Raw genomic sequence first — 15,659 nt, 5'->3', positions numbered from 1 at the left:
TATAAATAATACTTTGAAAACAAAAAAAAACAATGATGCAGATTTAATTGAGTCCTATAAACTAGGAAACAAAAAAGCATTAACAATTTTAATTAAAAGGTGGCATTTAGTTTTTTGTGAAAAGGCTTATTTTATAGTAAAAGATTCAGATTTAGCAAAAGATATCGCTCAAGATAGTTGGAAGACTATTATTACAAAGATTAATGATTTAAATAACGAAAATAGTTTTGCTAGCTGGGCGTTACGTATTGTTTATTATAAGGCATTAGATAGTATAAAGTCAAGAAATAAAGAAATAGAAAGGCTTAACGTGTATGCAAGAAACCAAAGCAGTTTTAATGAAACGTATACTGACAAAACAGAAATAAAAAAGAAGTTATTAAATGCAATTAATTTATTATCACAACAGCAAAAAGATACTATTAAGCTTTTTTATATAGAAAGCTATTCTTTAAAAGAAATTGCTAGAATAATGGAAACTTCGTTAGGTACAGTAAAATCAAGATTATTTCATGCAAGAGAGGAATTAAAAAAACAATTAAAAAATTATAATGATGAAAAATAATATCGAAGAAATAGACAAGTTAATAAAAGAAACTTTAAGTCAAGAAGAAGCAAAGTTTTATGATAATCTAGACGAACAAGGAGTAATAGGAATGATTTTTGGGCTTTTTAAAGGAAAAAATAAATGGCTGCTAATTTTAATGAATTTGGTAACTGTGGTATTCTTTATCTTATTTATATACTGTACAGTGCAATTTTTTAATACCGATATCACTAACGAATTAATTAAATGGGGACTAGGAGCTCTAGTGTTTTTAATTGGTGTAAGCATGTTAAAAGTTTTTGCATGGATGCAAATGGATAAGAATGCTATATTAAGAGAAATGAAACGTTTAGAATTACAAGTTTCGTCATTGGCAGGAAAAATGTCCGATTAACATTTTAAATCAACATTTATATTTAGTAATTTGCGAGTTCTTAGGGATGATTTCTCTCCCACGCTGAATTTTCGAGTCTTCGAAAGGATAAAGGTAGAGAAGGAATGGCTTTTTTATTCACAATTAAACACATTTAAAATGGCTGTTTTAACACATTTAACATCGCAAGAAGCGATGGATTTAGAAAACAAGTACGGAGCACATAATTATCATCCGTTACCAGTAGTATTAAGTAGAGGAGAAGGCGTTCATGTATGGGACGTAGAAGGAAAACAATATTATGATTTCCTATCAGCTTACTCAGCTGTAAACCAAGGGCATTGTCATCCAAAAATTGTAGGGGCAATGACAAATCAATCGCAAACATTAACATTAACTTCTAGAGCATTTTATAATGATATGCTTGGGAAATTTGAAAAGTTTGCAACAGAAACCTTCAATTTCGATAAGTTATTACCAATGAATACTGGTGCAGAAGCTGTAGAGACTGCTTTAAAATTATGTAGAAAATGGGCTTACGAAGTAAAAGGAATAGACGAGAATGAAGCAGAAATTATAGTATGTGAAAATAACTTTCACGGAAGAACAACAACTATTATATCGTTTTCAAATGATCCAATAGCTCGTAAAAACTTTGGTCCTTACACTAAAGGATTTATTAAAATTGAATATGATAATTTAACTGCTTTAGAAGATGCCTTAACTAGTAGTAAAAATATTGCTGGTTTTTTAGTAGAACCTATTCAAGGGGAAGCTGGTGTTTATGTACCAAGCGAAGGTTATTTAACTGCTGCTAAAGCATTATGTGAAAAACATAATGTATTGTTTATTGCAGATGAAGTGCAAACTGGAATAGCTAGAACAGGACGTATGCTAGCTATTGATCATGAAGAGGTGAAAGCAGATATATTAATTTTAGGAAAAGCGCTTTCAGGAGGTGCGTATCCTGTGTCTGCAGTATTAGCTAACGATAATGTCATGAATGTTATTAAGCCAGGGAATCATGGAAGTACTTATGGTGGAAACCCAGTAGCTGCTGCTGTTGGTATTGCTGCTTTAGAAGTAATTAAAGATGAAAACCTAGCCGAAAATGCTCAGGTATTAGGTGAATTATTTAGATCTGAATTATCTAAATTTATTGAAACAACATCTATTGTTAATGCAGTAAGAGGAAAAGGTCTTTTAAATGCTATTTTAATAAATGATACAGAAGAAAGTGATACTGCATGGAATATATGTTTAGCGCTTCGTGATAACGGGTTATTAGCTAAACCAACACATGGAAATATTATTCGTTTTGCGCCACCTTTAGTAATGACTAAAGAACAATTATTAGATTGTGTTTCTATTATTATAAAAACATTGAAACAATTTGAATAAATCGTTTTGAATTACACTATCAAATTATTAGATAGCTATAATTAACAAAAAAGGCGACCAATGTTGGTCGCCTTTTTATATAGTAATATTATATTAATTCTGAGCTTCTTGCTGTTGCCTTGCTTGTTCCATGGCATCTTCCCATACTTTTTGCAGTTCATCCCAATCATTAGTACTTAGAACATATATAATTCTAATTAATACTAATACGCCTATTATTGCAGAAATCAATGCAACAGTTTTTGCTGTTTTCATGGCTTGTAAATCCCCTTCATAATCCTCTGGATTAAGCTGAGCATCTTTAACTTTATTTGCAGCTATAAAATAGGCAGGAACAGATAAAAATGCACCTCCTAAACAGCAGCATACAAAGCCTAAAATGGATAATACATAAACTAAAGTTGGATTGAGTTGTTTTTTCATTTTGTTAGTTTCTATAAGATAAATTGTTTGATTATAAAACTAATAATAATTATTAATATAGAAGCTATTGCTAATCCATTTATAATTTTATTCATGTTTTTAAATTTGTAAAAAAAAGATAGTAATACTAATAAACCTAATGGAATGAGCGTATAAATTGCGGGATACATTTTAAATGCTTCAATAAAATGGCCTTGATATAAACTATATAAACTTCTTTGTAAACCACAACCCATACATTCAAACCCAAAAAGAGTTTTGTTTATACAGGGTAACATGTAATTTTCAAATAAACTCATCTATATTAATTTATGAGCAAAAGTATAAAATAGAATACAAAAAAAAGGCAGTTTTAAGCAATAGCAAGCTTTTTAAAAAGTAATAATTATTAGTAGTTAGTTAGATACTATTATTTTTTTGTTTTGTACTTCGTTGTTTTCTAAAGAAACACTAACTATATAAACACCATCACTTAAGTTTTTAGTTGAGAATTCATATCTAGTTTCTTCAGTTAGATCTACTTTATTTATAATTTGTTTTCCAGCAACATCAATTAATTGTATAGATTTAATAGCTAATTTATTTGGATTAGAAACAACTAATTGGGCTAGTGTATTATTTTGAAAAATGGAGAAATCACTATTTTCAAATTCAGAAATACTTAATGTACTACCATTTTTAAATGTAATTTCAAATCTATTATCATGAACTCCTGCGTCCAATAATATTTGGAAATTTTGTTCTATTAAATTATAATAAAGATCTGTTGTTAAATCATGTATGTAAATATCTTGATCACCAAAATTCTGAACATCAAATAAATGCATTTCTATAGGCATATTTTGTTCAACTTTTACTACTAATGGTATTTTTAAATCTATATCGAAATCATGAGCTTGAGTAATATAAGGCATATCTCCTAAAATATAATATGCATCATTAGAAGCAGGTTCAGAGTTATTAGACTCTAAACCATAATCAAAATCATCTGTAGCATCTGGATGAAAATTATGTAATAATTGTCTAGTGTAAGCATTATCAAAGTTAATATTTAACCTAAAGCGTTTATATGGCGCTTCAACAATTTGATATCCTAATTCATTATAATTAAATTCAACAATAGTGCTATTATTATTTTGTGAAGAGTTATTTTGATTTTCAGTTCTAAAAAACTCGCTATTTAAATCAGACTGCTTATAAAAAACTCTATGAGCGTTTTTAAACTGTACATTACCAGCAGTAACACCTTCAATAAAAAAACCTTGACCTATAGGTAAGTATCTATATACTCTTTTTCCAGATGTAGATGTTGTACCTATACCAGAAGGAAAAGCATTAGCATCTGGTGCAGAATATATTGCATCTGTAAACGATTCTGTCATTCCATCGGCACTAATAGTATATTGAGCATAACCTCCAATATAATTTGTAGTAACATGTGAGTTTACACTTAAATCATGATCCCAAAATAATAAAGTACCTTGCATTAAAGGACTATTGTTAGTATCATGAATAAAAGCAGCTGTGTCAATAGCAGATGGATATGGATTACCCGCTAATGTTGTTGTAGAAGCCGTAACAGAAATAGAAATAGTTCCTGAATTTGGCTTGCCTCTAAAATCATATAATTGATTTGTTATGCCTGTAGAACCTTTCATAGTAAAACCATAACCAGTTGGTAAATTTCCTGAGTTACCAATATGTCCCCAATCATAATAATCAACACCAGCATTATAGGCATATAACCATCTACTAGAAATTACTAAAGGGCTAGTTGTACCATTATTTCCAGTAGTAAAAGAAGCTGCAGTACTAGTAATTTGATGCAATGCAGGATCTGCATTACCAGTCCAATCATAAAAATTGGTATTTGGCCTAAAATCACTATTGCCATTACTATTTATATCTACATTTCCAACAGGTGATCCCCAAAAGTTATATGCCCAATTATGTACAGTTCCACTTTGAAAAACACTTAATTTTCCTATCCCAGAGTTTCCTGTTGTACCACTACCTTGAATTAATTGAGCATCATCTCTTAAATAAAAAGAGGCATCTGCTTCTTCTAAATTTACTTCATCTTCAACATAAACAACTTCGTTTGTAGCATAAATGAAGGCATCATTTCTTACTGTTAATTGCGCGAAAGAAGTATTTAATAAAAAAAGAAAGACAAAGAGAGAGAAGTAAGCTTTCATAGGGTTAAGTGTTTAAATATTAAAATGTTGGGCTAAGCAAATATATAATTTTATTTACGGTTTTACAATGACAAATATATACTCATTTTACGCTATTATGTTTTATGTTTTTCAAAAAAAAATGATAAATACTAAATATTATGATTTTAAAAGTCTATTTAACAAGATTAATAGTAATCTTTATTAATTTTGCTATAATGAAAAATAAGAATATTATAAGTTATCTATCCATTATTTTTGGAGGAGCAATTGCTATATATGCTAACGCAGAAACAGAACAAAATGTATGGCTTTTAATACTTGGAATAGCATTTTTGATGTTTGGTGGTTTTAGATTAAATGCTAAAATACCAAGTAAGACAATTAAGTCAGAAAAAGAGAATTATTTTACTGGAGAAGAAGAATGAGTTTTAAAATTGGAGATATCGTTTTTGTATTAGATGAAGATTTATCAGGGGAAATTATTAAAGTTTCTGGTGATATTATTACTATAGAAGATACAAATGGTTTCGAATTGCATTTTAGTACTTCAGAAATAGTAAAGAAAGAAGATAATACCTTGAAACGGGAAGCCTTTTCTAATAAAAGTATAAATCAAGTTGTTTCAGAAAAAACATCTGAAAAACGTAGAACGCAACCAAAAATTAAACCCAAAGAACGTTATCAACCAACAATGGAAGTCGATTTGCATATCCATCAGCTGGTAAAGTCTGAACGCGGTATGAGTAGTCACGATAAAAAAACATTACAGTTAGATACAGCAAGGCATAAGCTAGAGTTTGCTATGAAAAAGAAAATACAAAAAATTGTATTTATTCATGGAGTAGGCGAAGGCACATTAAAATTAGAATTGCAATACCTTTTTGGTCGCTATAACAATGTTAAATTCTACGATGCCGATTATAGAAAATATGGACAAGGCGCTACAGAAGTTTATATACTACAAAGTATAAAACCTAACGGTTAGAATGTAGGCGTTACTTCCCTTGTAAATTGATTAATGCCTGTTGCATTTTCAAGTAGTCCAAAATTTAAAAAATCTTGATTTAATACAGGTAATGATAAATCTGTAATTACTAATTGTAATTCGAAAGTTTGAGAGATAGTATGGCTAGAATATGTAACAACCTCAAAAGAAGTTGTTATCATTTCATTTAAATAATCTGGACCAATATTGTTATCTGTAATATCATCTGTAGGATTTAAATCATCAATAGCACTTACTTCCTTTATAGTAAGAATACCATCACCATCATCATCAGGATCTAAATAATCTGGTATGTTATCAGGATTTGCCAAGGTAGCATCAGAGTTTTGAGCTAGTGATAATCCGTCAGCTTCAGTATAGTTTGGTTGCTCGGTTATTGTTTTTACATTATCACCATCATCATCATCATCTAGATAATTAGGTAAACCATCACCATCTGTATCATCATTATCTAAATTCCCATCTCCATTAATATCTTCAAGTTCTGCAGGAATACCATCATTATCATCTTCAATTAAATTAATTGTAAAAGTAGCAGTTCCGCCACTTGCGGTATAATCTTGGGTAATATTTATACCAGAAGCCGGTACATCGTTACAAAAAATATTAGCTGGATTGGCATCATAAGTTCTGTAATTAAATCTATTAATAGTACCTATAGTAATACTTTCTTCTACATTAACTAGATTTACTAAAAGCGGATTAGTAGCATCAACTTCTGTTAAAAATAAACTTTCTAATGTTGTAACTGGAGAGTTGATTTCTAGTGATAAAGACTCATTAGGATCGGTTTTAGTATTAAATACTAATAATTCTCCACAAGTATCAAATGTTGCATCAAATTCAAGTTCTTCTGTAATAATATCACCATCATTACATGAAAATAGAATTAAACCTATAACAAAAAGGGACAAAATGTTTTTCATAGAATAGTATATTTTCAAGCAAAAATAATAGAATTGTATAAATGATAACGTAGCTTAAAGGAATTAATTTTATTTCACTTATTTTTACTGCCTTAAAGCCAGATATAATAGGCTTTTTGATTAATATTTATAAATAATGAAGTCTATATATTTTGATAGTGCTGCGACTACACAATTAAGAGAAGAAGTTGTTACGCGTATGACAGACGTAATGAGAGAATATTATGGTAATCCTTCATCTACACATAGTTTTGGACGATCTGCTAAATCGCTAATTGAAAATACAAGAAAAACAGTTGCCAAATATTTAAACGTTTCATCTGGGGAAATCGTTTTTACATCTGGAGGTACCGAAGCAGATAATTTAGCACTTAGAAGTGCAGTAAGAGATTTAGGTGTAAAAAAAATAATAACGTCACGTATTGAACACCATGCAGTGCTACATACGGTAGAACAATTAGAAAAAGAATATAATGTTATTGTTGAATATGTAGATTTAGATAGTGAAGGACATGTAAATTATACACATCTAGAAGACTTATTATCGACTCCTGAAAAGAAGTTAGTTAGTTTAATGCATGTAAATAACGAAATAGGAAACCTTTTAGATATTAAAAGAGTAGGTGACTTATGTAAGGCAAACAAAAGCTTATTTCATAGCGATACTGTACAATCTTTTGGTCATTATGAAATTGATCTTCAGGATATAAATATTGATTTTATGGCAGTAAGTGCTCATAAATTTCATGGGCCAAAAGGAATTGGTTTTTCTTTTATTAGAAAAAATTCAGGACTAAAACCATTAATTTATGGAGGTGAACAAGAACGTGGTTATAGAGCAGGAACAGAATCTATTCATAATATTGTAGGTTTAGAAGAAGCATTAAAACAATCTTTCGATAATTTAGAAACAGAAAGCACATACATAAAAGAATTAAAAAAGTATTTTATAAAATCATTATCAGAAACTTTTCCAGGAGTATCTTATAATGGCAGTAGTGCAGATTTAGAAAAAAGTAGTTATACTGTGTTAAGCGTTTGTCTTCCTGTTGCTCCAGAAAAAGCATCTATTTTATTATTTCAATTAGATTTAAAAGGTATCGCTTGTTCTAAAGGAAGTGCATGTCAAAGCGGAAGTACAAAAGGCTCACATGTTTTAGCAGAAATTTTAAGTGAAGAGAATATGAAAAAACCTTCAATACGATTTTCATTTAGTAAGTATAATACGAAAGAAGAAATAGATTATGTTATTGAAGTATTAAAAGAATTTTTATAGTATAAGTCTCTTACAAATTGTAAATTGTATATAGATTGATAGCCTTTTCAAAACATGTTAATACATTAAAACCACTCTTATATTGGTTTGTTTCTGTTACTTAGTATTAAAGTAACAGGGCAACAATTATCTCAAAAATTTATTCATTATGGTAAGCAAGATGGGCTAAACCAGAGTAGTGTTAACTTTATTTTCCAAGACTCGGAGAATTATCTCTGGATTGCAAATTTTGGTGGTATTAATAGATTTGATGGTTATGAATTTACATCTTATATAAATGATTTTGATAATATTAATTCTATACCAGATAATTCCGTTTGGTCTATTTATGAACGTAAAGACAAAACATTATGGTTTGGTACTAAAGCAGGATTAAGTAAATATAATAGAGAACAAGATAATTTTAAGAATTATTTTATTAGAGAAACAACAGCATCTTTAGGAACACTTTCTATAAAAGCTCTTTTTGAAGATTCAAATAAACGTTTTTATGTTGGTACAGAAGGCGAAGGATTGTTTTTATTTAATGAAGAAACAAAAACTTTTTCTAATGTAGACTTAATTCCAAAAAACGCAAAAATAAGCGCGATTTCTGAGGACAATACGAAAAACTTATGGATTGCTACAGAGAATTTAGGTGTTTTCGTTATAGATAGTAATCGATTAAATTCCAACAGTTTATTACAATCTAATATCATACCAAGTGAAACAATATGGAGTTTACTTTGTGATACTAAAGGATATATTTGGCTTGGTACCGATACAGATGGCTTACTACTTTATAATACAAAATCTAAAACGACGATAAACTTTAAGAATAATAAAGAAAAATACTTGTATGATTCTGGAAATAAAATAAAAACAATTGCAGAAGATAAGAATGGAAGAATATGGATAGGTAGTGCTACTGAAGGTTTAGCGTATTATTCAAAAACGAGCGCTGTTTTTTTTCATTACAAAACGAATCCATTTGATTCTAACTCATTATTTGACAATGATGTGAGTAGCCTCTTTTTTGGAAATAGTAATGAACTTTATGTTGGTTTATACACTAAAGGTTTTAATAAATTAATTACAACTCCTTTTTATGCAATTAAAAATAATGTAAAAGATGATAATACATTAAGTAACAATAATGTCTATTGTATATACAAAACAAAGGATCAAATATTATGGATGGGAACTTTTGGCGGTGGTTTAAATAAGTATAATCCTAAAACAAAACGTTTTAAACACTATAGACATAATGAGAATAATTCATCGTCAATAAGCCATGATTGGGTTCGTATTATTTTTGAAGACAGTAATAATACACTTTGGGTTGGTACTTGGGGTGGCGGATTAAATAAATTTGACAAAACAACAGAAACGTTTAGACGTTACTTACCTAATTCTAATACCATTAATAGTATTAATCATAATATTATAACAGCTTTGTTTGAAGATGAAGATGGAAAACTATGGATTGGTACTTATGGTGGTGGAATTAATATTTACAGGCCAGAAACCGATGATTTTATATCTATTGTTCATGAAAAAGACAATATAAATTCTATTAGTGACGACCATATAACCTCTTTTTTTCAGGGAGAAGATGGTCTTATTTGGATTTGTACTTATGGTGGTGGCATAAATTCCTATGATAAAAATACAAAAACATTTAAACGGTTTCTTCCTGACACTAAGAAGTCTTTTAGCTTAAATAATCATAAGCCTTTACATATATACAAAGAACCAGATAGTAGTTTTTATTGGGTAACAACACTTGGAGGCGGCATAAATAAGTTTTTTTATAAGACAGATAAGTTTGAAAACTATACAGAAAAAGATGGACTTTCAAATAATTCTACAATGGGAATGCTTAAGGATTATAAAAATAATTATTGGATTAGTTCTAATAATGGTATATCTCAATTTAATCCAAAAAATAAAACGTTTCAAAATTATACCACAGCAGATGGTTTAGCAAGTGATGACTATAATCTAGAAGCCTATACACAAACTAATGATGGTACCATGTATTTTGGAGGTAAAAATGGGGTCACGTTTTTTAATCCTAAGGATATAAAAAAAGAGAGTACCTTTCCTAAGGTTGTAATTACACGTATAAAGGTAGAAGATAGTATATATAATCTTAATTCTAAAAGTGTCATTGTACCATATAAAAATAGATTATTACTAAACTACGCTGTTATTAATGCAAATAATGTTAGCAATATTAAATATGCTTACCAATTAGTTGGTCAAGATAATCAATGGCGAGAAATGGGTGAAATTAGGTATTTAGAATTCACCAATTTACAACCTAAAAATTATGAGTTAAGAATAAAATCTACTAATAGTAATGCTATATGGAATAATAATTACTCGAGTTTTAAATTTAAAGTAACAGGACCATGGTATATGAGTTGGTATTTTAGAGCTGGAACTTTATTATTTATACTACTTTCCGTTTTTAGTTACTATAAAATAAAATTAAATACAGCTAAGAAAAGAAATATTGAATTAGAACATAAAGTAGAAGCACGTACAAAAATAATTAAAACAAAAAATATTGCATTAGCAGAGGCCAACGAAAAAACTATAGAAGCTAATGAAAAATTAAAGGATCTAAATGAATTAAAAGACAGAATTCTATCGATAGTATCTCATGATATGAAATCTCCTTTATTAAATTTAGGAACTTTATTGGTGATTTTTGAAGACACAAATGAAGCGATTACAGAAGATGAAATGTCTGAGTATACTGGATTAATACAAAAAGAATTAAGCAAAGTACAAGCATTATTAGATAACTTATTGGTTTGGGCTAAATACCAAATAACTAATGTTAATATAGGGAAAGCAGATGTTGCATTGAATAATATAGTTGATGAATTATATAGTTTATTTGAATCTAAAGCAGCAAAGAAAAACCTTAAATTAGTTAATGCGATTAATAATAATTGTCAATTAAAAAATGATGAAAATATTATTAGATTTATCTTAAGAAACCTAATATATAATGCTATTAAATTTACACCTGAAAATGGAGAAATTAAGGTTGAAAATAAAATAAGTAATGGAATGTATAGTATATCTGTAATAGATTCTGGTGTTGGTATGGATGAAAGTCAACAAAAAACATTGTTTTCTAATAATACAGTTTTATGGAAGGAAGGAACATCTGGAGAATTAGGTACAGGATTAGGATTAATACTATGTAAAGAACTGTCTGAAGAGCTTAATGGGGCAATTAATGTAAATAGCAAAATTGGAAAAGGCACTACAATTACTTTTCAATTTCCAGTTTAACGTTTTCTTAGTTAGTTTATGATTATAATATAGTAATTTCGTTAAAAAAATAAATAGTGTTAAACTATACAACATATATACATAAAACAGCTACAGAATGGGTTACTTTTGTTCATGGAGCAGGAGGAAGTTCATCTATTTGGTATAAACAAATACGTAGTTTTGGATCGCAATTTAATGTCTTAGTATTAGATTTGCGTGGTCATGGTAATAGTAAACCCGCTCTTAAAGATGCTTTTAATTCAAAATATACTTTCGATTCGATTACTAATGATATTTTAGAAGTCATTAATCATTTAAAGATAGAAAAATCACATTTTGTTGGTATTTCTTTGGGTACTATTCTAATTAGAAACTTAGCAGAAAAACATTCCAATAGAGTAAAAAGTATGATTATGGGTGGTGCCATTATGAAACTTAATTTTAGATCGCAAGTATTAATGAAATTGGGTGTTATTTTTAAATCTGTGGTGCCATATATGCTATTATATAAGTTTTTTGCATTTGTTATAATGCCAAAGAAAAACCATAAAAAGTCACGATTATTGTTTGTAAATGAGGCTAAGAAATTATATCAAAAGGAGTTTGTTCGTTGGTTTAAATTAACATCTGAAATTAATCCGTTGTTACGTTTTTTTAGAGCTAAAGACATTAAAATACCTACGTTATATGTTATGGGAGAACAAGATCATTTATTTTTGCCATCTATAAAAAGCATTGTTTCTAAACACATAGAATCTAAGCTATTTGTAGTCAAAAATTGCGGTCATGTTGTTAATGTAGAGCAGCCAGATTTATTTAATACAGAAACTATAAAGTTTATTAAAGCAATTACTTAATAACTCTTTCTAAATTTTTTCTCTACCGAAAAATTTATCAAGTTCATAAAATTGTCATGTACACCTAAAGTGGTATCTAATTTTAATTGATTAATTAATTTTAGTATTAACTGTGCATCAAATTGTAAATCTGGAATTGAGACGTATTTTTCAAAAACAGAGCCAATAGTCTTATAGTACAATTGTTCGAAAGAATTTAAATTACTTGGTTTTTTAGTAATGTATTGATAATCCTTAATTGCAAAAGATTCTAAAACATTGCCTACATATTCTTTATGAAGTATTTGTTTTGGATTTACAATATTAAGTTCTTTAATTTCTGGATGTTCAGCAGCATATAAAATTGCTTTCGATACAAAATCTACAGGTACTATATTAAGTCCACTATCCTTATCAATCCAAATTCTAAAAACATCTTTAAATTTCTTAGCATATTTGTCTAAGAATATAGGCCAAGAATAAAAAACATCAAACTTTGGTGTTTCATAAAAAGGCGCATCAATTAAACGTCCACAAATAATACTAGGTCTTAATATTTGAGCAGAAATATTAAGATTCTCGCATGTTTTCTTTACAAATTGTTCAGCTTCAAATTTAGATTTCTCATAAGGGTTTCTAAAAGACGATACATCATATTCTGCAATAGTGTCTTTTACTTTATGTTCTTGAATTCCAAATGAATAAGCTGTGCTTATATATAAAAATCGATTAACTTGCTTAGGAAGATTAGTTAATAACTGTTTAGTTGCTTTTACGTTTTGTTCTTGTACTTTATCTTCTGTTTTATTAGCATTAGATAGGTTTGTAGAACCAGCACAATGTATAACAGTATCAAAGTCATACTTATTTAAAATTGTTTTACTAACAGATATTAAATCTCCAGTAATTACCGTGATTTTTTTTAGGCAATCTTCAATACTAAAGGCATTAAGGTATTCTGGACGTGAAGGCGCTTTTAAAATAGACAATAAACGCTCTTGAGCCGTTGTTTCATTATCACGAATGAGTACAAACAAATGGTTTACTGTTTTATCTATAAAAGCTTTTTTGAGCCAGTCGAATATAATGTGACTTCCTACAATTCCAGTACCACCAGTAAGTAAACAATTCATAGTTTAAGTTTTGTTTGACAAAGTTACAATTAACTTTGCTGTAAAACTTCTATTTGATCTAAAATTGCTTGAGCTTCAGCTTGCTTTATATCGCTTTCTGTTCTATTTTTTGTAGACAGTTTATATGATTCTTCTAAGAGTTTTTTATACTCTTCATGTAGCTTATCAAGTTTACTTTTTGTTTTAAATAATCCAAACATCATCTTTTTTTTACAAAATTATATTAGAATAAGGAATAATTTATTTAAGGTTTTGTTAATTGTAAGTCTTTTAACTATACTAAGACCAAAGAGATAACCTGTGAAACGAATAATACTATATTCAATTATGATTTATGTTTTAAATACTGTTTCAGTATTTGGACAAAAACCTTTAGTTAATATTGCGAAAAATGATACGATTAATACATTTAATCGAGGCATAAAACAGGTGAATAAATGCACACCTTGGCATCATTTAAAATGTGTTTATATAACAGGAGTAGAAGTTGCTCAAGATGGTATAGCAGGCAAAGCAACAAGACATTGGTGGAAAAAATCATATATAGGACAAGCTTGTACAGATAAGTATGGTAATACTTTTGGTGATATTTTTGAAGGTTTTTTTGCGATACCACATTATTTAAGCATTGCCATTGTAAATGGAGTTACATATGTAGCTTCTATTTTTATACCGTCAGAGGAAAAAGTAGCTGCAAGAAAGTTAAAAAGAGAAAAACGACGAGCGTTAAGAAGAGAGAGAAAGAGAAGAAGAAGTATGGCCAGATTATATAATTTTTATTAATCTATAAGATAAGTTATTTTATCTGCTTCATAACAGTTTCAGTTACTCTGTCACAACTACCAAGTCCAAACTCAAAAATGTCTTTATCATTAGATATTTTATAAAGTATATTCTTTAGCTTTTCTTTAGAACGGTGAAAGCGCACTCTTACATTAATTTTAGTTGGAGTTATGTTGATGTCTTATTAAGAGGTTTAGTTATGACTATAGCCGCTTTTTTATTGGCTAAGTTATCTAATATTAATAATAAAAAAGCTAATAACTAATGCGATAAAATTAAAAGGTTAATCCCTAATCATCACATAATATTAAAAATTACGTGATGCTATTTTCAGAATAAAAAGGTAATTGTTATTGAGATAGTAAATTACATGTATAAATTACAAATTAAACCGTTCTTTTAACGCCTGTTTTACGCGTTCTAAACCTTCTAATATGTATGTTTTACGTTCTCCAATGCCAATTCTAAAATGGTAATCCATACCATAACAATCTCCTGCCAAGATAAACACACTTTTTTCTGTTCTTAACCATTCTGCTAATTCAGTAGAGTTTATGTCTAAATTATATTTTATAAAGAGCATTCCTCCAGCTTTTGGTTCAGTATATTCAAATAAATCACCATATTGATCTAACCAAGTTTTAACAGCAATTAAGTTTTCATTAAGCATAGTCCTATTGCGATTTAAAATGTCTTGTCTTTTCTCTGGTCTTAATGCTATCTCACCTATATAATGGCTCATAATTCCAGCAGTTATAGAAGTATAGTCATGATAAGCCCATGTATCTGCAATATGTTTTTCTGGACCAATAAGCCAACCTAAGCGCAAACCTGGTAATGCATAGGCTTTAGATAAGCCTCCATTAACCATAACTTTATCGTACATGCCTATAAAACTTTCAATAGTCTTTCCGTTTAATTCGGCACCTCTATAGACTTCATCACAATAAATCCATGCACCAACACTTTTTGCTATGGCTACTATTTCTTGCATTTCTTCACTGGATAAAGTATAACCAGTTGGATTATTTGGATTGCAAAGTGCTATCATTTTAGTATTTGGTGTTACTAAAGACTTTAGCTGTGCTAAATCCGGTTTCCATTGTTCTTCTTCTTTTAAATGAAAAGCTTTAGGGAAACAACCCATTTCTTCTGCAATTCCCCATATTTGCATATAATTTGGAACCATCATAACAACATCGTCTCCTTTTTCTAAAAGTATATGACAAGCAATAAAGTTTGCCTCTGAAGATCCATTAGTAACTAATACGTTTTCTTCATTTACACCATTATACATAGCACTAATTCTTTTTCGTAAAGGGATAGAACCATTAGTTTGTCCATAGCCTAAAACGGTATTTGTAAGTGTCTCTATTTGAGATTTATCTAATAATTCATTTAATGTATATGGGTGAAAACCGCTTTCTGTTAAATTATAATCTACAGTGTTTTCAAATAAAGATTGTACTCTTTCTAGTTCAAAAATTGGAATATTCATA

At 28.9% G+C, this 15,659-nt stretch carries 16 protein-coding genes; 9 read left to right on the top strand and 7 right to left on the bottom strand.

Going from position 1 to position 15,659, the window contains the following annotated elements; translation table 11 throughout:
* Positions 1-13 precede the first annotated feature (13 nt).
* The 3 genes from Q0997_RS05530 to rocD all read left to right on the top strand — a co-directional run bounded on the left by Q0997_RS05530 (position 14) and on the right by rocD (position 2,321).
* Positions 14-565, top strand: a complete 552-nt coding sequence (locus Q0997_RS05530) for an RNA polymerase sigma factor (RefSeq protein WP_299885778.1) — start codon at positions 14-16, stop codon at positions 563-565.
* Positions 555-941 carry a DUF6768 family protein gene (locus Q0997_RS05525; RefSeq protein ID WP_299885775.1) on the top strand — a complete coding sequence of 129 codons (387 nt, stop codon included), beginning with the start codon at positions 555-557 and terminating at the stop codon, positions 939-941. Before Q0997_RS05530 ends, Q0997_RS05525 begins: the two co-directional genes overlap by 11 nt.
* Positions 942-1,079: 138 nt before the next feature.
* On the top strand, positions 1,080-2,321 hold the full coding sequence (gene rocD / locus Q0997_RS05520) for an ornithine--oxo-acid transaminase (RefSeq protein WP_299885772.1): 1,242 nt from the start codon (positions 1,080-1,082) through the stop codon (positions 2,319-2,321).
* A 93-nt stretch (positions 2,322-2,414) separates the two neighbouring features.
* Here rocD and Q0997_RS05515 read toward each other — a convergent pair whose 3' ends face one another.
* From Q0997_RS05515 to Q0997_RS05505, 3 genes are all read right to left on the bottom strand, one after another.
* Positions 2,415-2,744: a CCC motif membrane protein gene (locus Q0997_RS05515; RefSeq protein ID WP_299885769.1), complete on the bottom strand. Its 330-nt coding sequence runs from the start codon at positions 2,742-2,744 to the stop codon at positions 2,415-2,417.
* A gap of 11 nt (positions 2,745-2,755) precedes the next feature.
* Positions 2,756-3,022, bottom strand: a complete 267-nt coding sequence (locus Q0997_RS05510) for a DUF2752 domain-containing protein (RefSeq protein ID WP_367180206.1) — start codon at positions 3,020-3,022, stop codon at positions 2,756-2,758.
* 117 nt (positions 3,023-3,139) lie between these two features.
* Entirely contained in the window at positions 3,140-4,942 is a 1,803-nt protein-coding gene (locus Q0997_RS05505; protein WP_299885764.1) for a T9SS type A sorting domain-containing protein, read from the bottom strand.
* 140 nt (positions 4,943-5,082) lie between these two features.
* Here Q0997_RS05505 and Q0997_RS05500 point away from each other — a divergent pair, with 140 nt between their 5' ends.
* Positions 5,083-5,349: a hypothetical protein gene (locus Q0997_RS05500; RefSeq protein ID WP_299885761.1), complete on the top strand. Its 267-nt coding sequence runs from the start codon at positions 5,083-5,085 to the stop codon at positions 5,347-5,349.
* Entirely contained in the window at positions 5,346-5,909 is a 564-nt protein-coding gene (locus Q0997_RS05495) for a Smr/MutS family protein (RefSeq protein ID WP_299885759.1), read from the top strand. Before Q0997_RS05500 ends, Q0997_RS05495 begins: the two co-directional genes overlap by 4 nt.
* Here Q0997_RS05495 and Q0997_RS05490 read toward each other — a convergent pair.
* Positions 5,906-6,856, bottom strand: coding sequence for a hypothetical protein (locus Q0997_RS05490; protein ID WP_299885756.1), 951 nt, complete (start codon positions 6,854-6,856; stop codon positions 5,906-5,908). The genes Q0997_RS05495 and Q0997_RS05490 overlap by 4 nt on opposite strands.
* A 136-nt stretch (positions 6,857-6,992) precedes the next feature.
* Here Q0997_RS05490 and Q0997_RS05485 point away from each other — a divergent pair, with 136 nt between their 5' ends.
* From Q0997_RS05485 to Q0997_RS05475, 3 genes are all read left to right on the top strand, one after another.
* Positions 6,993-8,132: a cysteine desulfurase family protein gene (locus Q0997_RS05485; protein ID WP_299885753.1), complete on the top strand. Its 1,140-nt coding sequence runs from the start codon at positions 6,993-6,995 to the stop codon at positions 8,130-8,132.
* Between the two features lie 87 nt (positions 8,133-8,219).
* The gene (locus tag Q0997_RS05480; protein ID WP_299885750.1) at positions 8,220-11,426 is read left to right on the top strand and encodes a two-component regulator propeller domain-containing protein; all 3,207 of its coding nucleotides are present in this window, start codon (positions 8,220-8,222) and stop codon (positions 11,424-11,426) included.
* A 56-nt stretch (positions 11,427-11,482) separates the two neighbouring features.
* Positions 11,483-12,265: an alpha/beta hydrolase gene (locus tag Q0997_RS05475; RefSeq protein WP_299885748.1), complete on the top strand. Its 783-nt coding sequence runs from the start codon at positions 11,483-11,485 to the stop codon at positions 12,263-12,265.
* On the opposite strand, the gene Q0997_RS05470 is transcribed toward Q0997_RS05475, so the two are convergent.
* On the bottom strand, positions 12,262-13,377 hold the full coding sequence (locus Q0997_RS05470) for an SDR family oxidoreductase (protein WP_299885745.1): 1,116 nt from the start codon (positions 13,375-13,377) through the stop codon (positions 12,262-12,264). The genes Q0997_RS05475 and Q0997_RS05470 overlap by 4 nt on opposite strands.
* Positions 13,378-13,406: 29 nt before the next feature.
* Positions 13,407-13,580, bottom strand: a complete 174-nt coding sequence (locus tag Q0997_RS05465; protein WP_367180202.1) for a Lacal_2735 family protein — start codon at positions 13,578-13,580, stop codon at positions 13,407-13,409.
* 97 nt (positions 13,581-13,677) lie between these two features.
* On the opposite strand from Q0997_RS05465, the gene Q0997_RS05460 reads away from it, so the two are divergent.
* Positions 13,678-14,160 (top strand): hypothetical protein, encoded by a 483-nt coding sequence (locus Q0997_RS05460; protein WP_299885742.1) that lies wholly within the window; start codon positions 13,678-13,680, stop codon positions 14,158-14,160.
* A gap of 379 nt (positions 14,161-14,539) precedes the next feature.
* Here the strand turns inward: Q0997_RS05460 and Q0997_RS05455 are convergent, their stop codons facing one another.
* Positions 14,540-15,658 carry an aminotransferase class I/II-fold pyridoxal phosphate-dependent enzyme gene (locus Q0997_RS05455; protein WP_299885739.1) on the bottom strand — a complete coding sequence of 373 codons (1,119 nt, stop codon included), beginning with the start codon at positions 15,656-15,658 and terminating at the stop codon, positions 14,540-14,542.
* Between the last annotated feature and the right edge of the window lies 1 nt (position 15,659).

The sequence above is a fragment of the uncultured Lacinutrix sp. genome (assembly GCF_947500325.1).
GTDB lineage: Bacteria > Bacteroidota > Bacteroidia > Flavobacteriales > Flavobacteriaceae > Lacinutrix.
The sequence above is the reverse complement of the archived record's forward strand: the minus strand, read 5'-3'. Positions and strand labels throughout refer to the sequence as shown.